Genomic DNA, 21,124 nt, shown 5'->3' with positions numbered 1-21,124 from the left:
AATGGATGGATTACAGTATTACTAACCCTGCGTGAATGATGCTGAGGAATATACTATGCAACGCCTTTTTCCGGCACTCTGGATGGCCCTGTTTTTAATCGCATTTCCCCTTCGTGCTGAACCCACCGTGTACGGTGAACAACGCATCAGCCGCTGGTGGGATGCCGTGACGGACGATATTTCTCAAACGTGGGAACAGCCAGAACGCTACGATCTCTATCTGCCGTTTCTGAGCTGGCACGCCCGCTTTATGTACGACAAGGAAAAAACCGATAACTATAACGAAATGCCGTGGGGCGGCGGACTGGGTATTTCCCGCTATAACGAGGAGGGCAACTGGAGCGCGCTCTTCGCCATGATGTTTAAAGATTCCCATAACGAGTGGCAACCCGCGATGGGCTATGGCTGGGAGAAGGGTTGGTATCTCGATAACGCCAAAGATTTTCGCCTGGGTCTGGGGGCGGCAGCAGGGATCACCGCGCGAGACGATTTTGCCAACTACGTGCCGCTGCCGTTTATCTTCCCGCTATTCTCGGCGGGCTATAAGCGCGCCACCGTCCAGTTCACCTACATTCCCGGCACCTACAATAACGGTAACGTGCTGTTCGCCTGGTTGCGCCTGGGCTTCTAAAGCGTAATGACCTTTTTCGCCACCGGGTTCGCCAGAACCAGCAGGGAAAAGAGCACGGAGGTGATAAAGGTCAGCACTATCAGCATCAGTTTTGTGCTGAGCGATGTCACCGGTATCAGCGCCGTGAGCAGATGAAAAACGGAATAGTGCAGAATATACACCCCGGTCATCGTTTTGCTGATCGCGGCAAGAATAGCCTCTTTAAATTCGACGTTGCGACGAAAACGCACGCCGTTAGCCGCAATCACCAGCGCGACAATCAGGATATAGATCTGCGAGCCGGTCAGAATAAAAGCGTTTCTGTCCGCTTTGAACAGCGCAAAAAAGAAGTGCCGCTCATAAAACCAGGTGAACAGGTAAATAAACGGGATCGCCACAAGCGCTGCTCTGACCACGTTTCGGCGGGCGATCCACGCGGCGATCTGCGGATCGCAAAACAGTTGCCCCGTCAGATAAAAGAGCAGCCACGTCCACAGGCGATACTGGGGAGAGAGCGAGAAGACATGGATTTGTGGGTACAGCACTGACAGTAAATCGTACCCGTAGGAAAAGACCAGCAGGCCCGCGATAAGGGTGCAAAAAAGCGTCCGACACTGGCTTAACCACTCTATCACCGGGTGGAAGGTATAGATGACAATGAACGCAAAGACGAACCACGGCTGAATTAAATACCCACGCTGATAGGGTTCCCACAGGTAATAAAGGGTTACCCAGAACAGAAACACCGTGACCAGACTTTTGATTTTATCCAGCTGCCAGCGGGTGCCGTGCCGGGATTGCCCGTCAAGATAGCCCGCAACCACAAAGAAAAGCGGCGTGGCGATGGTCGAAATAAAGGTCAAAAACCCGAGGATCCAGTGATAGTCATAGTCGTAGCGATCCCAGGTATTGTAGATAGTGAAGAACGTCACCGCCGTCATACACCCCAGCGTTTTAATGATATTCAGTCCTGTGGCATTCATTGTTGTTCAGCTTTGTCCTTACGATGGAAACACGCATAAATTACCGGGAGAACCAGCAGCGTCAGGATTGTAGCAAATCCCAGTCCAAACATAATGACAACAGCCATGCTCTGGAAGAAAACATCCAGCAGCAGCGGAGCCAGCCCGAGCACGGTGGTGAAGGCGGTTAACAGAATCGGGCGCAGACGCGAGGTGGCCGCATACATAATGGCCTCATGCTGATTTTTCAGCCCCTTTTGCTGCTCAATCTCTTCGACCAGCACAATGCCGTTGCGGATCAACATCCCGCTCAGGCTCAGCAGGCCAATCAGCGCCATAAAGCCAAACGGGATCCCGGTGATTAAAAAACCGGGGGTGACGCCAATCAGGGCCAGCGGCACGGTCAGCCAGATTGCCACGGCATTTTTCACCGAGCTGAACATCAGCACGGTTATCACAAACATCACCAGGTATCCCAGCGGCAGGGTGGTAAACACCCCTTGCTGTGCTTCGCTGGCGTTCTCCGCGTCTCCGCCCCACTCAATGCTGTAGCCTGCGGGAAGGGGGAGGGCGTCGATTTTCGGCTGCACGCGGGCAAGGATGTCGCCGGACGTTTGTTGGCTCTGCGGGGCCGGGTCGGTCTGCACGGTGAGCACGCGCATGCGGTCGCGGCGCAGGATCAGCGGATCTTCCCACTCCAGCGCAAACCCGCTTACCACGTTGCTCAGCGGGATGTACTGCTGCCGGGTCTGGCTCCACACCAGCACATTATTAAGATGATTCGCGTCCTGACGTTCACTCTCCGGCGGCCGGACGATCACTGGCAGCAGGTCGCTGCCTTCCCGGTACAGCCCCGCGCGGCTGCCGGAGAAGTTCATCTCCAGCGCGTTATCCACGTCCTGTTTATCAACGCCCAGTTCACGGCCAAGGGCTGGCACATACTGGGGACGGATCACTTTGCTGCGGTTCTGCCAGTCGTTTCTGACGCTGTCGGTGGCCGGGTCGCGGCTGAGAATATCGTCAACCTGGCTGGCAATCAGACGGAGCCTGTCCGGGTCAGGCCCCTTGATGCGCACCTCAATTGCACTGTCGCCGGAGGGACCAAACGCCACGCGTTTCGTGCTGGCATTGACCTGGGGATAGTTTCGCGCGATGTACTCCTCAACGTGACGCGTCAGCGGCGCGATGCTTCGCCGATCGTCCATCCTGACCATGATTTGCGCGTAATTGCTGTACTGGCGCTGCCCGCTGTAGGTCAGGATGAAGCGCATACTCCCCTGCCCAATGGTGGAGACGGTGGTTTCCACGCCCGGCTGGTCGTTAAGGGTTTTTTCGATATCGCTGGTCATTTTTTCGGTCCAGTTGATATCGGTACCGTAGGGCAACCAGAGGTCGACAAAGAAAATCGGGGTATTGGACGACGGAAAGAAGTTCTGGCGCACCGAGCCAAACCCCCAGATAGCCGCCGCCAGCAGCGCCGCCATCACGATAAGCGTTGGCGCTTTACGCCGTAACAGGGCGTTGAGCAGGCGCTGGTAAAGCCGGTAAAACGCTTTGTCATAGGGATCGGCCGCCGGCGTTTTTTCCGGCGCGCTGTCGTGTTTGAACAACCACCACGTGATCAGCACCGGCGTGATAGTGAGTGCGGAAAACCAGCTCAGCATCAGCGAAATGAGCAGCACCTGGAACAGCGATTTGCAGTATTCACCGGTGGAGTCCTGCGACAGGCCAATAGGCGCAAAGGCCAGAATGGCGATCACCGTCGCTCCCAGCAGGGGGAGGGCCGAGCGGCGGATAATGTAGTTAATCGCCGTTAACAGCGGGGAGCCCTGCTGCCGGGCGATCAGGACCCCTTCAACAATCACGATGGCGTTATCCACCAGCATGCTGAGGGCAATAATCAGCGCCCCGAGCGAGATACGCTGCAGCTCAATGCCCCACAGGTACATGATAAGCAGGGTGCCCAGCACGTTGAGCGCCAGGGAGAAGGCGATGATAATCCCGCTGCGCACGCCCATAAAAATCAGCAGCACCCCGATGACAATCGCCAGCGCCATCAGGAAGTTCACAATAAACCCGTTAACCGAATGGCCGACTTCCGCCGCCTGATCGTAAAAGAGATCGAGATGGATACCCGCGGGTTTTTCTGCCGACATCCGCTCCAGCTTCGCTTCCAGCGCGTGACCGACGTCAATGACGTTTACGCCAGGGATAAAGGAGACGCCCATGGTGACGGCTTTTCGGCCATTAGCATGGTAAATGCTGGCCGGGGATTCATTCAGCCCGCGCGACAGCGTGGCGATGTCGCGCAGACGCGTCGCGGCTCCCGTGCCGGACGGGGTGACGATCAGGTCGGCCAGCTCGTCGATATTCTGAAACTCACCTGTAGGATGCAGGCGGATGGACTCGGTGCCTGCGGTGATTTCACCGGCGCTGGAAACCACGTTAAGCCGGCTGAGCAGGGCAGAAAGCTGGTTCAGCGTAATGCCGCGCGCCGCCATTTTGGTCAACGAGATATCAATGTTGATCTGTGGGCTAATCACCCCGCCGATGGCGACCTTGCCGACACCGGGCACCAGCACCAGCTCGCGGCGAAGCTGCTCGGCATACTGCACCAGTTCCGGGTTGCTGAACGCATCTCCGGAAATGGCAAAGAAGAAGCCGAAGACATCGCCGAAATCATCGTTGACGAACGGAGTCACCACGCCCGGCGGAAACTGCCTCGCGGCGTCACCCACGCGGCGGCGCAGCTCGTCCCAGATTTGCGGAAGCTCGCTCGAGTGGTAGCGCGACGCAATATTGACGGTAATTTGGGACAGTCCGTTCGATGAGATTGAGCTGACGTTATCGAGATAGGGGAGTTGCTGAAGCGCATTTTCCAGCGGTAGCGTCACCTCTTCTTCGACCTGCTGGGCCGAAGCGCCGGGGTAATGGGTGATCACCACCGCGGTTTTAATGGTGAATGCGGGGTCTTCCAGCCGACCAATGTTCAGCAGGGCGAAAATCCCCCCCACACCCATCAGGAGTATCGTCAGCCAGACGCGAATAGGGTTATTGATAAACTGGCGTGAGATATCCATTACAGCCCCCGCTCACGCGTCCAGATGCGTACCGGCTGCCCGGCGTGAAGTTCATTTACGCCTGCCGTGACCACACGCTCACCCGCAGAGAGACCGCTTACGATCGCAACGCCTTCGGTACCGACCTGCCCGACGCTGACCTTTCGGTCCTCCAGATGCAGGTCATCGCCTTTGCCCGCCACCACCCAGACGTGCGGCTCGTTGCGCGGGCTGTTGTCCGGGTTAAAGACTGCTTCAACCGGCACCACCAGCACGCTGTCACCCGCCCCGGCGGGCAAATTCGCCAGGTTGACGGTTACCGTTCCGCTCACGCCGCCGACGGCAGGAAAGTCGGCTGGGCGCGGCATGGTGAGTATCACCTGCCATGTGAGCGTATTGCTGTCGCTGCTGCCCGAATGTTCTTTATAAACGGCGGTAAATTCCCGGTCAGGGAAGGCGTTAATTTTAACGATGGGCTGATACCGGGCGTTGCGCATATCCAGCGCCTTAAACAGGTTTTCCGGGATACTAAAGACGACATCCAGCAGATCGCTGCGGGTTAACGTCGCAATGGGCTGGCCTGCTGAAACGACCTGATGGTTACGCACGTGGACGCTCGCTACCGTGCCGCTGAACGGGGCGACAAGCGTCATCTGGTTCAGCTCTTCCCGGGCAATCTGGAGCGCGGCATTTGCCGAATCGCGGTTTGCGCGCTGAACGTCCATCTCGGCTTTTGAAATTGCCTGACGGCCTGCCAGCGTCTGAAAGCGGTCAAACTGGCGTTGCGCCAGCGTGGCGGCCACCTGCCTGTCGTTCAGGCGCTGCCGGGCGTCGCGGGCATTAAGCCTGGCAAGCTGCTGGCCCTGCTTGATGGTCGCGCCCTGGCGAATGTCCAGGGCTTCTATTTGTCCTGGGCGTTTGAAGGCGAGGTCGGTTGCGTCACCGGATTCAATCCGTGCCGGGAAAACACGCTGGCGGGCAGTGCCTGCTGCTTTCACCTCGGTAATTTTCACCATGCGGGGCAGCGGCGTATTTTCCTCAGCCTTGCGATCGCAGGCCGCGAGCGTGAAAATCACCCACGGCAATAAAAAGAGGTAGCGGTTCACGGTATTCCCCTAATAAATAATTGTTTTATTTATTCCCTCGCCATCACCGGGGCAACGCTATTCTGCGAAAGTCGACACCACAATATAGGTGAATAAACCGATCGCGGTGCTGGCAATAATGGCGAGCGCAATATAAAAACCAAGACGAATCAGGCTATAACCGAACATTCTCTTCTCCATGGGCCGGGAAAAGGCGATAGCGTCAATGAAACCAACGCAATGGGTGCACTCACTGAGCATAGACGCAGATAAAACAAATGTTAAACAACCGATTTCGGTGGGCCGGGCGCGTGTTGAGCCCCGTTGGGCTGAGGAGGTGAATGCGCAAAGCAACATCATGATAATTGATGAAATTAACAATCAAAGGTTAATTCTGATATTCCTGTGCTACGTTTTATACATTCTCTCCTGATTCATTTGCTGGCGTTTGGGGTAATAAAACAAACACGGAAGCTTGCTATGTATAACCCTGTCCCGAGTTTCCCGTGCGTCTGTTTCTTTTATTTATCTGTTATTTGCATGAGTACCAAGGTGATTTCTGAAAGAACCTGAGGAAGGAACAATGAAAACAGAGAAACCTGGCCGTCCGTTTTATCAGCAAAGCGTTGAAGAGGCGCTGGCTGCAAACCATTCCACGGTAGATGGACTGAACAGTACCGAGGCCGCCGCCCGACTACAGCAATACGGTGAGAACGCCTTACCGCAAAAACCGGGTAAGCCTGCCTGGCTGCGCTTTCTGGCCCATTTCAACGACGTCCTGATTTATGTTCTGCTGGTGGCCGCGCTACTTAAGCTGATCATGGGCCACTGGGTCGATATGTTCGTGATCCTCGGGGTCGCCATCATTAACGCCCTGATTGGTCATATCCAGGAAAGTAATGCCGAAAAATCGCTGCAAAGCATTCGCAATATGCTCTCCAGTGAAGCCGTGGTAATACGGCAGGGCAACCATGAAACCATCCCCACCACGGCGCTGGTGCCCGGCGATATCGTGGTGATCCGCGCCGGGGATCGCATTCCTGCCGATCTGCGCGTGATTGAGGCCCATAACCTGCGCGTCGAAGAGGCGATTCTCACCGGGGAATCCACCGTTGTTGAAAAGAACACCGACGCGTTGAGCGGCGAACTGCCGCTCGGCGACCGCTATAACTTGCTTTACTCCGGCACCACCGTGAGTGCCGGCGGCGGAAAAGGGCTGGTGGTCGCGACCGGGGGCGAGACCGAGCTCGGTCACATCAACCAGATGATGTCGGACATCGAAAAACACCGCACGCCGCTGATGGTGCAGATGGACAAGCTCGGTAAAACCATCTTTATCACCATCCTGGTGATGATGGTGGTGCTGTTTGTCTTTAGCCTCCTGTTCCGCGATATGCCGGTTTCTGAGCTGGTGCTGTCGTTGATAAGCCTTGCGGTGGCGGCGGTGCCCGAAGGGCTGCCGGCCATTATCTCTATTATCCTTTCGCTTGGCGTACAGGCGATGGCCCGCCGGAAGGCGATTATTCGTAAACTGCCTACCGTCGAAACGCTGGGCGCAATGACGGTGATCTGCTCGGATAAAACCGGCACCCTTACCATGAACGAAATGACGGTTAAAGCGGTGATCACCGCCGGGACGACCTACCGCGTGGAGGGAGACAGCTACGAGCCGGTTGGCAATATTCATCCGATTGACGACCCAACGCCCGTCACCGTCACCCCTGGCTCGCTGCTGGAGCGTTATCTGCGCACCATCGATCTGTGTAACGACAGCCAGCTGATGAAGGATGAGCAGGGCCTGTGGAAAATCACCGGCGGGCCGACCGAAGGCGCGCTGAAGGTGCTGGCGGCGAAAATACCGCTCCCGGCGCTGGATACGGAAATGCGCAGTAAAATCCCGTTCGATTCGCAATACAAATACATGTCCACGCTGTACCGCCTGGGCGATGAAGAGACGATCCTCATTACCGGTGCGCCAGACGTGCTGTTCCGCCTCTGCCAGTATCAGCAGACGGAGACCGGGCTGCAGCCGTTCGATCAACCCTACTGGGAAGGGAAGATTGAAGAATACGCCCGTGAGGGGCTGCGCATGGTGGCTGCCGCCTGGAAGCCCGCCGCCGACGGCCAGCGCGAGCTGGATCATGCAGATTTACAGGACGGGGTTATCCTGCTCGGGATTGCCGGCATGATGGATCCCCCGCGGCCGGAAGCGATTACCGCCATTGCCGACTGCCTGCAGGCCGGAATTCGGGTGAAGATGATCACCGGCGATCACCCGCAAACGGCGATGAGCATTGGCCAGATGCTGGGGATCGGCAATGCCGCCAGCGCTATTACAGGACGCGAGCTGGAGGCGATGGACGATCCGCTGCTGAGCGAAGCCGCGCAAAAATACGATATCTTCGCGCGAACCAGCCCGGAAGATAAGTTCCGCCTGGTGCAGGCGCTGCAAAGCCGACAGGAAGTGGTGGGGATGACCGGAGACGGCGTGAACGATGCTCCGGCGCTGAAGCGCGCTGACGTCGGTATCGCCATGGGGATCAAAGGCACCGAGGTGACCAAGGAGGCGGCCGACATGGTGTTAACGGATGATAACTTTGCCACCATCGCCAGAGCGGTGCACGAGGGGCGGCGAGTTTATGACAACCTGAAAAAGACCATTTTGTTCATCATCCCGAGCAACATTGCCCAGGCGTTACTGATCATCATTGCGCTGCTGGCGGGCAACCTGATCCCGTTAACGCCGGTGCTGATCCTGTGGATGAACATGGCGACGTCGGCCACTCTGTCGTTTGGCCTGGCATTTGAAGCGGGTGAGCGGGACATCATGAACCGGCCACCGCGCAAGTCAAACCTGCACGTTATGGACGGTTTCGCCATCTGGCGCGTGGTGTTTGTCGGTCTGATGATTGCCATCAGCGCCTTCGTGCTGGAGGCCTGGCTGCAGCCGCGCGGTTACTCGCCGGAGTTTATCCGCACCGTGCTACTGCAAATGCTGGTGACCGCGCAGTGGTTCTACATGCTGAACTGCCGCGTAACGGATGGCTTCTCGCTGAGTAAAGGGCTGCTGGCGAACAAGGGGATCTGGATTGTTAGCGCTGTGCTGCTGATCCTCCAGCTGCTGATCATCTATGCGCCGTTTATGCAAATGCTGTTCGGCACCGAAGCGCTGCCGTTCCGCTACTGGGTCATTACTTTCCTGATTGGTTTCGCAATGTTCCTGATCGTTGAATTGGAAAAACCGCTGACCCGCAGATGGCGCAAAAAGTAAGGCAACATTGAGACAAGCCTGTATAACAGCAGGCTTTTCTCACGAAATGGCTGGCAGGGGTTATAGTTATCCTGTACTCAACATCGTTAATTATAGGGACATTATGATCCGAACCCGCTTGCTGGCGTTAGCGCTGGCCGCCGTGACCCAAAGTGCATGGGCTGTAACTTATCCGCTTCCGCCTGAGGGCAGCCGCCTGGTTGGCGCGCCGATAACCATCACCGTGCCGGAAGGGAACACCCTGCCGCTGGAAGCCTTTGCCGCGCAGTATGGGCAAGGGTTGAGCAACATGCTTGAAGCCAACCCGGGTGTCGATCCCTTTTTGCCTAAAGCAGGAACGCAACTCGTGGTGCCGCAACAGCTGATCCTGCCCTCCACCGTGCGGGAGGGCATTGTGGTGAACGTGGCGGAAATGCGCCTCTACTATTACCCGCCGGGTAGCAATACCGTGGAGGTACTGCCGATCGGGATCGGTCAGGCCGGACGTGAAACCCCGCGTAACTGGGTTACTGCCGTGGAGCGCAAGCAGGATGGGCCAACCTGGACGCCTACGCCAAACACGCGCCGCGAATACGCAAAAGAGGGGAAAACCCTGCCGGCGTTTGTGCCTGCCGGGCCGGATAACCCCATGGGCCTGTACGCCATCTATATTGGCAGGCTCTACGCCATTCACGGCACTAACTCGAATTTTGGTATCGGGCTGCGCGTAAGCCAGGGCTGTATTCGTCTGCGAAACGCGGATATCAAATATCTTTTCGATAACGTCCCGGTCGGCACGCGCGTCGAACTTATCGATCGCCCGGTTAAAATGACCACGGAGCCGGACGGCAGCCGCTGGGTGGAAGTCCACGAGCCGCTGTCGCGTAACCGTGCCGAGTTTGAATCGACAAAGAAAGTGCCACTGCCCATTTCCGCCACGCAGCGGACGCAGCTGATAAACGAGGGGGCGGGCGCTGAACTGGAACGTCGGTCAGGGATGCCGGTTAAGGTCGGCAACGGAGACATTGTCGCCGGGTGACGGCTGCGGTCCAATGAAATTTGTCGGTCGGGTAAGGCGAAGCCGCCACCCGACAATGTAACCGAGTGCAGAAAAGCAAAAAGCCTGCTTTAAAAGCAGGCTTTTCAAATTTGGCTCCTCTGACTGGACTCGAACCAGTGACATACGGATTAACAGTCCGCCGTTCTACCGACTGAACTACAGAGGAATCGTGTGAACGGGGCGCATATTATCGACGTCGGCTGTGGTTGTCAAAGGGTGTATCAGACGATTTTGTTCGTTTGCTGACAAATTCAGCAAAGTGGTGCTTTTGGCAACGCTTTGCACCGCCATTGTGCAGATATACCCCTTATGGGGCAGATCATAAACCGCTGTTTCACTCATAAAGTCGCCAGCGATGATTAGATTTCCTTATTTTCAGGGCATTAGGCATGGATCTTCTCCCGGCTTAAAAAGTGGCATTCATATTGCAATACCTGTTCAACACACGAAGCCGTTAAAGGCACAGTTATTTGTTACAGGGGGCAATATGAATTTCAGACGACTCAAATACTTCGTAAAAATCGTCGATATCGGCAGCCTGACTCAGGCAGCGGAAGTGTTGCATATTGCGCAGCCCGCGCTGAGCCAGCAGGTTGCCACGCTTGAAGGGGAGCTGGATCAACAGCTGCTGATCCGCACCAAGCGCGGCGTGACACCAACCGAAGCGGGGAAAATTCTTTATACCCATGCCCGCACCATTTTGCGCCAGTGCGAACAGGCGCAGCTGGCGGTCAATAACGTCGGCCAGACGCTGAGCGGCACGGTCTCTATCGGCCTTGCACCGGGCACCGCTGCATCTTCCATTACCATGCCACTGCTGCAGGCGGTGCGTGCCGAGCTGCCCGACGTGCTGGTTTATCTGCATGAGAACAGCGGCTCCGTGCTGAATGACAAACTGCTCAACGGGCAGCTGGACATGGCGGTGCTGTATGACCGCTCGCCCATCGCCGGGATCACCAGCCAGCCGCTGCTGAAAGAAGATCTTTATCTGGTTGGTACGCGCGACTGTCCGGGTCAAAGCGTTGACCTGACGGCGGTCGCCGAGATGAACCTGTTCCTGCCGCGTGATTACAGCGCCGTGCGCGTGCGGGTGGACGAAGCGTTTTCCCTGCGTCGCCTGACGGCCAAAATCATCGGCGAGATCGACTCTATCTCCACGCTGACCGCCGCGATTGCCAGCGGGATGGGGGTCACCGTGCTGCCGGAGTCTGCGGCACGCTCACTGTGCAGCGCGGCAAACGGCTGGATGGCGCGGATCACTACACCGTCCATGAGCTTACCGCTGTCGCTCAATATGTCCGCACGCGGCTCGCTCACCCCGCAGGCGCAGGCGGTGAAAGAGATCCTGATGTCGCTGGTAAGCAAACCATCGCTGGAGAACCGCGAGCTGCAGCTGGTCAGCTGATATTCCATAAAAGCATAAGATGCTGGTTTTTATTATTTGTTCTGCAGCCCTGCTGACTCTAACAATAGCGTTATGTCAGACAGGCCGGAGCGAAACGTGAATTTCCAGCAACTTAAAATTATCCGTGAGGCGGCCAGGCGGGACTACAACCTGACCGAGGTCGCCAACATGCTGTATACCTCCCAGTCGGGCGTCAGCCGCCATATTCGCGAGCTGGAAGAAGAGCTGGGTATTGAGATTTTCATACGTCGCGGCAAGCGTCTGCTCGGGATGACGGAGCCGGGAAAAGCGCTGCTGGCCATTGCGGAGCGTATCCTCAACGAAGCCAGCAACGTTCGCCGTCTCGCGGACCTCTTTACCAACGATGCTTCCGGCGTGCTCACCATCGCGACGACCCACACCCAGGCGCGTTACAGCCTGCCGCCGGTCATTAAAGCCTTCCGTGAACTCTTCCCGGATGTGCGGCTGGAGCTGATCCAGGGAACGCCGCAGGAGATAGACGTGCTGTTGCAAAACGGCGGGGCGGATATCGGTATCGCCAGTGAACGCCTCAGTACCGACCCGCTGCTGGTGGCTTTCCCGTGGTTCCGCTGGCACCACAGCCTGCTGCTGCCGGACGATCACCCCCTCAACCAGGTGTCACCGCTTACGCTTGACGATATCGTTAAGTGGCCGCTGATCACCTACCGCCAGGGCATTACCGGGCGTTCACGTATCGATGAAGCCTTTAGCCGCAAGGGGCTGACGCCGGATGTGGTCCTCAGCGCGCAGGATTCCGACGTGATTAAAACCTACGTTGAGCTTGGGCTGGGCATTGGTCTGGTGGCGGAACAGTCGGGCGGTGAGCGCGAGGAGGGCAATCTTGTGCGGCTTGATACCCGCCACCTGTTCGATGCCAATACTGTATGGCTGGGCCTCAAGCGCGGGCAGCTGCAGCGCAATTACGTATGGCGGTTTATCGAGCTGTGTAATGCCGGGCTGTCGGTGGATGAGATTAAGCGCCACGTGATGGAGCCAGAGGCCGTGGCGATTGATTATCAGATTTGAACCGCGAATGCAGAAAAGCAAAAAGCCTGCTTTAAAAGCAGGCTTTTTAAATTTGGCTCCTCTGACTGGACTCGAACCAGTGACATACGGATTAACAGTCCGCCGTTCTACCGACTGAACTACAGAGGAATCGTGTGAACGAGGCGCATGTTAATGGCCTCGCTAAAATGTGTCAACACTAAATTTAAGGTGCTGATTCAAATGATTAATTAAGCTGCAAACTGCTCTTTTAGTGAACGTGCGCGGTGGCATACTCGCCGCTGCCGCCATTCTTACGTAAACGCTGAAGCGGGTCCTGCTGGTAGAACTGGCAAAAACGCTGCCACAACGCCGGGAAGCGGGGTGCGAACAGCTCCGGCGCGCTAAAGAAATATTCCGACAGAACCGCAAAACATTCGGCTGGATCGGTGGCAGCATAGGCGTCGATGCTCGCGGCGCTTTCACCGACAAGATCAATTTCATCCTGAATGTTGTCCATGGCCGCATGCAGATCGTGCTCCCATCCGGCCACTTCGCGTAGCGGGATGAGCGGCACGCCGCTGGCGCGATCGCCGTTGCGGGTATCAAGCTTGTGCGCCACTTCATGGATAATCAGGTTGAAGCCGGAGGCATCAAACGAATCCTGAATATCCAGCCAGTTGAGCACAATAGGCCCCTGTTGCCAGCTTTGCCCGGACTGCACAACGCGCTGGCTGTGCACCAGACCGATGTCATCTTCCCATTCGTCATCCACCACGAAAGGGGCAGGGTAGATAAGCACTTCGTGAAAGCCGTCCAGCCATTCAATGCCGAGCGCCAAAACGGGCAGGCAGAACAGTAGGGCAATACGCGTGTTTTTGAGGGGGTCGAGTTCGAAACCCTGTAACGGAACCAGACGTTTTTGCTGCAGAAAACGGTCCGCCAGTTGAATCAGCACTCGCTGTTCATCCGGCTCGAGGTTAGCCAGAACCGGGATTGCCAGCGCCTCTTCCCATGGCTGTGCCATATTTCGACCAGCGTCATTCGATTTCCAGGGCCACTTAATCATCGCTTCGCTCGCAAACTCGTCACATGAACAAAATTGAAAGGTCAGGCTAACATGCCAAAGAACCCGGCATGAAAGCAACTACAAAACGTTGAGATGTCGGAATGGCAGAAAAGGCCAGCCTCTCTGCCATTATTCAACCACTTATCCCGTTTCCTTTCAGTGACAAAACTCCCAATGATAAAACCCCGCTGAAGACCGGGCCTGAGATAACACGGTGCCCGGAGCGTCAGGTTGAAACGTTAAGGGACTGTTAAAATGTGCGTCTACCCGTCATGATGACCGTCATCAAAACGGAGAAATGTCGATACTATGCCCGTAAATTTTGACCTTAACGATCTTTATGCTTTCAGAGCGTTAGTGGAATACGGCAACTTTCGGGTTGCTGCTGAATCTATCTGTTTGTCCCCGTCAGCACTGAGCCGCAGGATTGAAAAACTGGAGGCGGCGCTGGGAACAAAGCTGTTTGACCGGACCACCCGCCACGTGGCTCTGACGTTGTACGGGCAGAACTTTGCTGAACGTTCAGCGCAGTTGCTTGATAACGTTGAGTCCATACTGGCTGATATCGATAAAGTGAGCGAAGAGCGCACCGGGCTGGTTACCGTCGCTACGGTACCGTCTGCAGCCTGTTACTTTATGCCGGATGTTATACGTCGCTTTCAGTCCCGCTACCCGCGTGTCCGGATTAAGCTCATCGACAGCAGCGCAGGGAATGTCCTTGACGCTGTTGCCCGTAGCCAGGCGGATTTCGGGATCTGTTTCGCCGGGAGTTTGCCCTCTGAAATAGAGTTTTTCCCGCTGGTGGAAGATAGCTATGTCGCCGCATGCAGGCGCGATCACCCTCTGGCAAAAAAAACTCACCTGACATGGCAGGCGTTTTATGAGCAGGACTATATCATCCTCGACAAAACGTCAGGTAACCGTAACCTGCTCGACCGGTTGTTGGGGGACAGGGTTCCTGCGCGTCCCAGCGTCTGCGAAACGCGCCATGTGACCACCATGCTCGGCATGGTAGAGGCGGGGATCGGCATTGCTGCCGTTCCCGCCATGTCGATGCCAACGTCAGAGCACTCGCTGTTGACGTCTGTCCCGCTGGTGGCGCCGGAAGTGAAACGCACTGTGGGGCTTATCCGACGCCGGGGGCGCATCCAGTCTTACATTGCGGCTGAACTGGAAAAACACATTACTGAGCAGTACCGTGGGACGTGACGGGGCTTAATCCCGTGTCGCGGATCACGGCACTGGACTGTGTCGATGAAAGGTAATTCAGCAGCGCTTTCCCTTCGCCAGGATGGTCGGCGTGGCGGGTCACGGCGCCAGCAAAGCGGGTGATGTATTGCAGGTTGTCCGGGAGTTTGCCGATAAACGTCACCCCCGGAATCGGCAACAGTTCGCTGACCTGCTGGAAACCCACCGCGTATTTCCCTTTCGCCACTTCTTCGGCGACGGGGATGCGCTCAACCTTCGTTGCTTTACCCATCACCTCTTTTTCAATCCCCAGCGTTTTGAACAGCTTCTGGCTGACGTATCTGCCGCTGGCGCTGTCGGAGTAGGCGATGGATCCGGCCTGAAGCAGCGTGTGGCGAAGTTTCGCCTCATTACCGATATCCGGGACGTCAGCGCCTTTTTTTACCACCATACCGACAGGGGAGTCAGCAAGTTCCGTGCGTGAGCCAGGCTGAGTCAGATTGTCCTTTTCGAGCGTTGCCAGCGCATCGCCCACCATGATTACCACGTCGGCTTGTTCCCCGCGCGCAAGTCGGTTAGGAATTGCCTGCGGAGTCGTCCCCATAGACGGGCCGGGAACGAGCACAATGTTATCGCCGGTCTGGCGTTCATATTCCGGTGCCAGCTTTTCAAGGGCGGCTTTAAAACCGCCTGAGATCATGACCGTCACCTCTTTTGCGGAGGCGCAGAAGCTCAGGGCGGTCATTATCAACGCGCTGGTGGTCAGCCGAGGGATCATTCTCATGCCGCCCCCTCTGATTTCACGGTATTTTGCAGCGTCACTGCACGACGACGATACAGATAGAGTGTGGCCAGCAGGGCACACACCGCGGCGAAACTCATCCAGTAGCCGGGAGAGGCTTTATCCCCGGTATATTCAATCAGCGCGGTAGACATCACCGGGGTGAATCCCCCAAATACCGCCGTTGCCAGACTGTAGGCCAGAGAGAACCCCGCCACCCGAACTTCAGAAGGCATGATCTCCGTGAGTGCCGGGATCATCGCACCGTTATAAAGGCCATAGAGGAAAGAGAGCCACAGCAGGACGCTTAGCATCATTGAGAAGCTCGGTGCCTGCGCCAGCAGCGTCAGCGCCGGGTAGCTTGTCGCCAGTGCCAGCAGCGTCATGGCGATAAGCACCGGTTTACGCCCAAAGCGGTCCGACAGCGCTCCGCCCACCGGCAGCCAGATAAAGTTAGAAATTGCCACCAGAAGCGTGACCAGCAGGCTGTCCGAGGCGCTGAGCATCAGTACTTTTTTCCCGAAAGTCGGCGCGTAAACGGTGATCAGATAAAAGGCCGTAGTGGTCATCGCCACCATCAGCATGCCGGCAATGACCACCTGCCAGTTACCGAGCAGGGTTCTAAAGACCTGATGCATCTCCAGATGATGGCGGCGCGCGCTGAACTCCTCTGTCTCCTCCAGCTTGCGGCGCAGGAAAAAGATAAAGGGTACGATTAAACAGCCGACCAGGAACGGAATACGCCAGCCCCAATCACGAATGGCGCTCTCTGCCATTAGCGCATTCAGGGCAAACCCCATGGCTGCCGCAACCATAATCGCGACCTGCTGGCTGCCGGACTGCCAGCTGGTGTAGAAACCTTTGCGGCCGGGCGTGGCAATTTCAGCCAGATAGACCGACACGCCACCCAGCTCCGCTCCGGCAGAAAACCCCTGCAATAGTCGGCCTGTCAGCACCAGTAACGGTGCCCACAGACCTATGCTGTGATAAGACGGAATAAGCACGATCAGGAAGGTTCCCGCCGCCATAATCGACAGGGTCACGATCAATCCTTTTCTGCGTCCAACCTTGTCGATATAGGCACCCAGTACGATTGCCCCGATGGGACGCATTAAAAAACCCGCGCCGAAGACGGCGAACGTCATCATCAGGGAAGCAAATTCACTGCTCGCCGGGAAAAAGGTATGCGCGATGTAGGTCGCATAAAAGCCGAAGAGAAAGAAGTCGAATTGCTCGAGAAAGTTGCCGGACGTAACGCGAAATATCGCGCCTGCTTTCGTGCGAAGGGTTGCAGGTGAGGTTGAGGAAAACATGGTTATCTCCAGTTTATTGTTGACGTTTTGCTCGTCTGTTTCTGAAAACTGGATCAACTACCCCAAATTTATAAGCGCAATTAATACAAGGACTGATGCATTTAACGCATCAATGGTGAAGAGCCGATCGGGAGGGATTGATGTAACAACAACTTAACAATTAATTGATTTTTTATTCACCAATTTGGGCGCGCTCCTGATAATGCTGTTTTGTGACATCGCGCAGAGGCGACATGGGCAGCAAAGAAGACAAAAGCCAGGCGATGCCTGGCTTTTTACCAAAACTTATCGCAATGCGTTGGCAATCGCACTGAACATCAGGGATGCCTCAAGCGGCTGCGCGCTGAACGACGGTTCCGCCTGCGGCCAGGTTGACCATTGAACGATCACCAGGTTCTCCGTTGGGTTCACCATGATCATCTGACCGAAGATCCCCAGCGCCCACAGAGAGCCTTTCAGTGAATCCTGAACCGCAGGGCTGACGTGTTGGGCATTGGCGGGAACCTCATTGTTCCACCACTGGTAGCCGTAAAGGCCGTCTGGATGGGCGTCAGATACCGAGCCTTTCGCGTGCGTCCAGTCGGACGAGTGCTGAACCCAGTTGTCCGGCAGGATCTGTTTGCCGTCTGGCAGGGTGCCGTTGTGCAGGATAAACTCCCCGAAGCGACCCCAGTCTTCCAGCGTGGCGTTAAAGCCATGCGCGCCGACGTCGTGCTGGCCCTTACTGTAGGCGTGCCACACGCCGTCGCTCGCCATGCCGTATGGCTGCCAGATGCTTTTCTCGAGGTACGCCGCCAGCGTCATGCCGGTGGCGCGCTCAAGGACATCCCCCAGCAGCCATGCGCCGCCGGATGAGTAGGACCAGTTCTCCCCGGCAGGGTGTTCACGATGTAAACCGGAGACCAGCTTACGCACGCAGTCATAGGTGCCAGGTTTGGCTTCGCACTCGGTGAGCTGGGCGAAATCCGATTTCGGGTTGGTGTAATCCTCGTTCCACGCCACGCCGGAGGTATGGGTGATCAGCTGTTTTAACGTCACGCCGTCCCAGGCGGTGCCTTTTAAATCCGGTTCGTACTGCGTAACAAGATCGTCGAGCGAATGGATCTTGCCTTCTTTAATCGCCACGCCTACCAGCGCCGAAACGACCGATTTCCCTACAGAACGAGACGTCCAGAGCGTGGAGTCGGTATTGCCTTCACCCAGATACTTCCACGCGACTTTGCCGTCTTTCAGCACCAGCATACCGCTGACGTTCTGGCGCTTAAGGTAATCCTGAAGATTGTAGGTTTTGCCATTAACCTGATAGCTGGCGTCTTTCAGCGGTTTTTCTGCGGCCAGCAGCGGGGTGGCATTACCGTGACGGAACACGTCGCCCGAGTAGTTGCGGTAGTCATTGCGAAAGCCGACAACGCGATCGCTTTGGCTCCAGGTGAGCATGCTGTGCGTGTCAGGCAGTTTTGCGTCAAACGGGGCCGGACAGGTCGCCAGGTCGGTGCCTTCACAGGCCGCCATGGCGACAGGAGAGAGCAGGCTGGTGAAGACAAGGCCCGCGAGCAGTGTGAAATTTAACGATTTATTTTTCATGGTTTTCTCGTATGGGTTAAGAATGCCTTCAGTTTAAGAACCTGCGGCCTATAATAAAAAGCGCGTAATGGGGGAAAATCCCCCGTATTTTTGATAAGGATGCAACGTGGCGACGTTACTCTATTCCTTTGCTCAACTGGAGGCGTTCACCGCCGTGGCGGAGCACGGGAGCCTGATGAAGGCGGCGGGCAAACTGGGTAAAGACCGGACGACCCTGCGCGATCTGATTGATTTTCTCGAAGACGGGCTGGGCTACGCGCTCTTCGAGCGGGAAGGGCGCACTCTGCGGTTAACCCCGGAAGGTGAGCAGCTCCGACGGCAGGCGCACCTGCTGATGCGCCAGGTAAAAGCCTTTGAGGCCTTTGCGAAAGAGGTGCCTGAAAGCGCCACGCAGGAAATCTCCCTCGTCTACGATCCCTTTACGCCCAGGGCGTTTTTGCAGGCACTGATAGGCGTGATGGCCGGGCAAAACGTCCGGTTGAGCCTGAAGAGTGCCTCGCGGGACGAGGCCGAGGCGATGCTGGCCAGCGGCCAGGCCGATCTGGGGATTTGCCAGGCGCGCAACCGCAGCGTGGGCAGTGACATGGAGTGGCGCGCTCTGGGCGCAATCGATATGGATTTCTATGCCTCGAAGGGGCGTTTTGCGTCGGCCACGCCGCCGCTTTCGCTGCTTGACCTCTCTCTGGTGCCGCAGATCGTGATGCACGACGCCTCTGACGAACCGGTTGCGCGTCGCCTGCAAATCTCCGGGCATACGATTTTTACCAACGAGCTGGAGATGCTTCGCGGCCTGCTGGAGCAGGGATGCGGCTGGGGATTTTTGCCGACGCACCTGCAGGCGACGCAGTGGAAAAACGTCAAAAGGCTGCACACCGAAGTGGGCAGCCAGGGAATCAGCCAGACGATGGTCACCATCTGGAAACCGGGCAGCGACAAGCGCGGGACTATCGCTCGTACACTGTCGCTGCTGCCGACGCTGTGGCAAAAAAGCATGCGCCAGGCCGGGTAAGCGCGGCGCTACCCGGCATTATGCTCAGCGCTGTGAACAACCTTTGCACTGTTTGTTCTGGATCTGCTGGAAGAAGTCGTTGCCTTTGTCATCCACAAGGATAAACGCCGGGAAGTTCTCGACCTCAATTTTCCAGATAGCCTCCATTCCCAGCTCAGGATACGCCACGCACTCCAGGCTCTTGATGCTGTTTTGCGCCAGCACCGCCGCCGGGCCGCCGATGCTGCCCAGGTAGAACCCGCCGTGCTGGTGGCAGGCATCCGTCACCTGCTGGCTGCGGTTGCCTTTCGCCAGCATGATCATGCTCGCACCGTGGGATTGCAGTAAATCCACATACGAGTCCATACGGCCTGCGGTCGTTGGTCCAAGCGAGCCTGACGCGTAGCCTTCCGGCGTTTTGGCCGGGCCCGCGTAGTAGATCGGGTGATCTTTCACGTACTGCGGCAGTTCTTCACCGTTGTCGAGCAGCTCTTTCAGCTTCGCGTGGGCGATGTCGCGCGCCACAATAATGGTGCCGCTCAGCGACAGGCGGGTTGAAACCGGGTGAGCCGAGAGCTGCGCGAGGATCTCAGCCATCGGCTTGTTCAGATCGATGCTGACCACGTCGCCTTCACCCTGCTGGCGCAGCGATTCAGGAATATACTGGCCCGGATTATGTTCCAGCTTCTCGATCCAAATCCCGTCGCGGTTGATTTTCGCCTTGATGTTGCGATCCGCCGAGCAGGAAACGCCCATGCCGATCGGGCAGGATGCGCCGTGGCGCGGCAGGCGGATCACGCGGATATCGTGGGCGAAGTATTTCCCGCCGAACTGCGCGCCGAGGCCGAGGTTCTGGGCTTCCTGAAGCAGTTCCTGTTCAAGCTGAACGTCGCGGAACGCCTGACCGTGCGCGTTCCCTTCGACAGGCAGACCGTCGTAGTAGCGGGTTGAGGCCAGTTTGACGGTTTTCAGCGTGCTTTCCGCCGACGTGCCGCCAATCACGAACGCGATGTGGTAAGGCGGGCAGGCCGCCGTGCCCAGGGTCCGCATTTTCTCTACCAGGAAGTTTTTCAGCTTCGCCGGGGTAATCAGCGCCTTGGTTTCCTGATAAAGATAGGTTTTGTTGGCTGAACCGCCGCCTTTCGCCATGCACAGGAATTTATACTCGTCGCCATCGACGCTATACAGATCGATCTGCGCTGGCAGGTTGGTGCCGGTGTTGACCTCCTGATACATATCCAGCGCCGCGTTCTGGGAATAGCGCAGGTTGTCCTCGATGTAGGTGTTGTAGACGCCCTGGCTCAGCGCGGCTTCATCGCCGCCTCCGGTCCACACGCGCTGGCCTTTTTTCCCCATGATGATGGCGGTGCCGGTGTCCTGACAGGTTGGCAACACGCCTTTGGCCGCGATTTCAGAATTGCGCAGGAACTGCAGGGCGACGTATTTGTCGTTTTCGCTGGCCTCAGGGTCGTTAAGAATGGCCGCGACCTGCCGCTGGTGCGACGGACGCAGCATGAACGCGGCATCGTGGAAGGCGTGTTGCGCCAGCAGCGTAAGCGCCTGCGGCTCAACTTTCAGGATCTCCTGACCCTCAAAGTCGGCCACGGAGACATACTCTTTGGTCAGCAGATAGTATTCGGTGTCGTCGTGAGACAGCGGGAAGGGGTTTTGGTACACAAAGGGCTTATTCGACATACTCAACTCCAAAATCTGTTTTTGACTGATGGCGCTTCGCTTATCAGGCCTACAACATCAAAGCATGATG

15 protein-coding genes and 2 tRNA genes are annotated in these 21,124 nt (G+C 56.8%); 7 read left to right on the top strand and 10 right to left on the bottom strand.

Annotated elements, in window-relative coordinates; genetic code table 11:
- Positions 1-55 precede the first annotated feature (55 nt).
- Positions 56-631: a lipid IV(A) palmitoyltransferase PagP gene (pagP, locus tag QLG21_RS01730; protein WP_137849302.1), complete on the top strand. Its 576-nt coding sequence runs from the start codon at positions 56-58 to the stop codon at positions 629-631.
- Here pagP and QLG21_RS01725 read toward each other — a convergent pair.
- From QLG21_RS01725 to QLG21_RS01715, 3 genes are read right to left on the bottom strand one after another with little or no spacing between them, the layout of a single operon-like run.
- Complete coding sequence (locus QLG21_RS01725) at positions 628-1,593, bottom strand: acyltransferase family protein (RefSeq protein WP_282483774.1); 966 nt, start codon at positions 1,591-1,593, stop codon at positions 628-630. The two genes, pagP and QLG21_RS01725, sit on opposite strands and share 4 nt — an antisense overlap.
- Complete coding sequence (locus tag QLG21_RS01720) at positions 1,590-4,652, bottom strand: efflux RND transporter permease subunit (RefSeq protein ID WP_282483773.1); 3,063 nt, start codon at positions 4,650-4,652, stop codon at positions 1,590-1,592. The genes QLG21_RS01725 and QLG21_RS01720 overlap by 4 nt, the downstream gene beginning before the upstream one ends.
- Positions 4,652-5,737: an efflux RND transporter periplasmic adaptor subunit gene (locus QLG21_RS01715; protein ID WP_282483772.1), complete on the bottom strand. Its 1,086-nt coding sequence runs from the start codon at positions 5,735-5,737 to the stop codon at positions 4,652-4,654. The genes QLG21_RS01720 and QLG21_RS01715 overlap by 1 nt, the downstream gene beginning before the upstream one ends.
- 562 nt (positions 5,738-6,299) lie before the next feature.
- On the opposite strand from QLG21_RS01715, the gene QLG21_RS01710 reads away from it, so the two are divergent.
- Positions 6,300-8,987, top strand: a complete 2,688-nt coding sequence (locus QLG21_RS01710) for a cation-transporting P-type ATPase (RefSeq protein WP_282483771.1) — start codon at positions 6,300-6,302, stop codon at positions 8,985-8,987.
- Positions 8,988-9,090: 103 nt separating this feature from the next.
- Positions 9,091-10,005 carry a L,D-transpeptidase gene (gene ldtA, locus QLG21_RS01705; protein ID WP_282483770.1) on the top strand — a complete coding sequence of 305 codons (915 nt, stop codon included), beginning with the start codon at positions 9,091-9,093 and terminating at the stop codon, positions 10,003-10,005.
- Positions 10,006-10,116: 111 nt separating this feature from the next.
- On the opposite strand, the gene QLG21_RS01700 is transcribed toward ldtA, so the two are convergent.
- Positions 10,117-10,192 (bottom strand) — tRNA-Asn (locus QLG21_RS01700).
- Between the two features lie 321 nt (positions 10,193-10,513).
- On the opposite strand from QLG21_RS01700, the gene nac reads away from it, so the two are divergent.
- The gene (nac, locus tag QLG21_RS01695) at positions 10,514-11,431 is read left to right on the top strand and encodes a nitrogen assimilation transcriptional regulator NAC (RefSeq protein WP_058610132.1); all 918 of its coding nucleotides are present in this window, start codon (positions 10,514-10,516) and stop codon (positions 11,429-11,431) included.
- Positions 11,432-11,527: 96 nt separating this feature from the next.
- On the top strand, positions 11,528-12,478 hold the full coding sequence (gene cbl / locus QLG21_RS01690) for an HTH-type transcriptional regulator Cbl (RefSeq protein WP_282483769.1): 951 nt from the start codon (positions 11,528-11,530) through the stop codon (positions 12,476-12,478).
- Positions 12,479-12,531: 53 nt separating this feature from the next.
- On the opposite strand, the gene QLG21_RS01685 is transcribed toward cbl, so the two are convergent.
- Positions 12,532-12,607: transfer RNA gene (locus QLG21_RS01685), tRNA-Asn, on the bottom strand.
- A 100-nt stretch (positions 12,608-12,707) separates the two neighbouring features.
- The gene (gene mtfA, locus QLG21_RS01680; protein WP_282483768.1) at positions 12,708-13,505 is read right to left on the bottom strand and encodes a DgsA anti-repressor MtfA; all 798 of its coding nucleotides are present in this window, start codon (positions 13,503-13,505) and stop codon (positions 12,708-12,710) included.
- A 309-nt stretch (positions 13,506-13,814) separates the two neighbouring features.
- Between mtfA and QLG21_RS01675 the strand changes: the two genes are divergently transcribed.
- Positions 13,815-14,714 carry a LysR family transcriptional regulator gene (locus QLG21_RS01675; RefSeq protein ID WP_282483767.1) on the top strand — a complete coding sequence of 300 codons (900 nt, stop codon included), beginning with the start codon at positions 13,815-13,817 and terminating at the stop codon, positions 14,712-14,714.
- Here the strand turns inward: QLG21_RS01675 and QLG21_RS01670 are convergent.
- The 3 genes from QLG21_RS01670 to QLG21_RS01660 form a co-directional block, all read right to left on the bottom strand.
- Positions 14,689-15,477, bottom strand: a complete 789-nt coding sequence (locus tag QLG21_RS01670) for a substrate-binding domain-containing protein (protein WP_282483766.1) — start codon at positions 15,475-15,477, stop codon at positions 14,689-14,691. The genes QLG21_RS01675 and QLG21_RS01670 overlap by 26 nt on opposite strands.
- Complete coding sequence (locus QLG21_RS01665) at positions 15,474-16,787, bottom strand: MFS transporter (RefSeq protein ID WP_282483765.1); 1,314 nt, start codon at positions 16,785-16,787, stop codon at positions 15,474-15,476. Before QLG21_RS01665 ends, QLG21_RS01670 begins: the two co-directional genes overlap by 4 nt.
- A 285-nt stretch (positions 16,788-17,072) precedes the next feature.
- Positions 17,073-18,371, bottom strand: coding sequence for a serine hydrolase (locus QLG21_RS01660; RefSeq protein ID WP_282483764.1), 1,299 nt, complete (start codon positions 18,369-18,371; stop codon positions 17,073-17,075).
- Between the two features lie 106 nt (positions 18,372-18,477).
- On the opposite strand from QLG21_RS01660, the gene QLG21_RS01655 reads away from it, so the two are divergent.
- Positions 18,478-19,380, top strand: coding sequence for a LysR family transcriptional regulator (locus QLG21_RS01655; RefSeq protein WP_282483763.1), 903 nt, complete (start codon positions 18,478-18,480; stop codon positions 19,378-19,380).
- A 24-nt stretch (positions 19,381-19,404) separates the two neighbouring features.
- On the opposite strand, the gene fumA is transcribed toward QLG21_RS01655, so the two are convergent.
- Positions 19,405-21,054 (bottom strand): class I fumarate hydratase FumA, encoded by a 1,650-nt coding sequence (gene fumA / locus QLG21_RS01650; RefSeq protein WP_282483762.1) that lies wholly within the window; start codon positions 21,052-21,054, stop codon positions 19,405-19,407.
- Positions 21,055-21,124: the final 70 nt, after the last annotated feature.

It is taken from the genome of Enterobacter sp. V87_3 (assembly GCF_029967835.1).
Classification (GTDB): domain Bacteria; phylum Pseudomonadota; class Gammaproteobacteria; order Enterobacterales; family Enterobacteriaceae; genus Enterobacter; species Enterobacter cancerogenus.
The sequence above is the reverse complement of the archived record's forward strand: the minus strand, read 5'-3'. Positions and strand labels throughout refer to the sequence as shown.

Coding starts and splice junctions, on each gene's coding strand:
- pagP (WP_137849302.1), top strand. CDS start 56: ATGCAACGCCTTTTTCCGGCACTCTGGATGGCCCTGTTTTTAATCGCA.
- QLG21_RS01725 (WP_282483774.1), bottom strand. CDS start 1,593: ATGAATGCCACAGGACTGAATATCATTAAAACGCTGGGGTGTATGACG.
- QLG21_RS01720 (WP_282483773.1), bottom strand. CDS start 4,652: ATGGATATCTCACGCCAGTTTATCAATAACCCTATTCGCGTCTGGCTG.
- QLG21_RS01710 (WP_282483771.1), top strand. CDS start 6,300: ATGAAAACAGAGAAACCTGGCCGTCCGTTTTATCAGCAAAGCGTTGAA.
- ldtA (WP_282483770.1), top strand. CDS start 9,091: ATGATCCGAACCCGCTTGCTGGCGTTAGCGCTGGCCGCCGTGACCCAA.
- nac (WP_058610132.1), top strand. CDS start 10,514: ATGAATTTCAGACGACTCAAATACTTCGTAAAAATCGTCGATATCGGC.
- mtfA (WP_282483768.1), bottom strand. CDS start 13,505: ATGATTAAGTGGCCCTGGAAATCGAATGACGCTGGTCGAAATATGGCA.
- QLG21_RS01675 (WP_282483767.1), top strand. CDS start 13,815: ATGCCCGTAAATTTTGACCTTAACGATCTTTATGCTTTCAGAGCGTTA.
- QLG21_RS01670 (WP_282483766.1), bottom strand. CDS start 15,477: ATGAGAATGATCCCTCGGCTGACCACCAGCGCGTTGATAATGACCGCC.
- QLG21_RS01665 (WP_282483765.1), bottom strand. CDS start 16,787: ATGTTTTCCTCAACCTCACCTGCAACCCTTCGCACGAAAGCAGGCGCG.
- QLG21_RS01660 (WP_282483764.1), bottom strand. CDS start 18,371: ATGAAAAATAAATCGTTAAATTTCACACTGCTCGCGGGCCTTGTCTTC.
- fumA (WP_282483762.1), bottom strand. CDS start 21,054: ATGTCGAATAAGCCCTTTGTGTACCAAAACCCCTTCCCGCTGTCTCAC.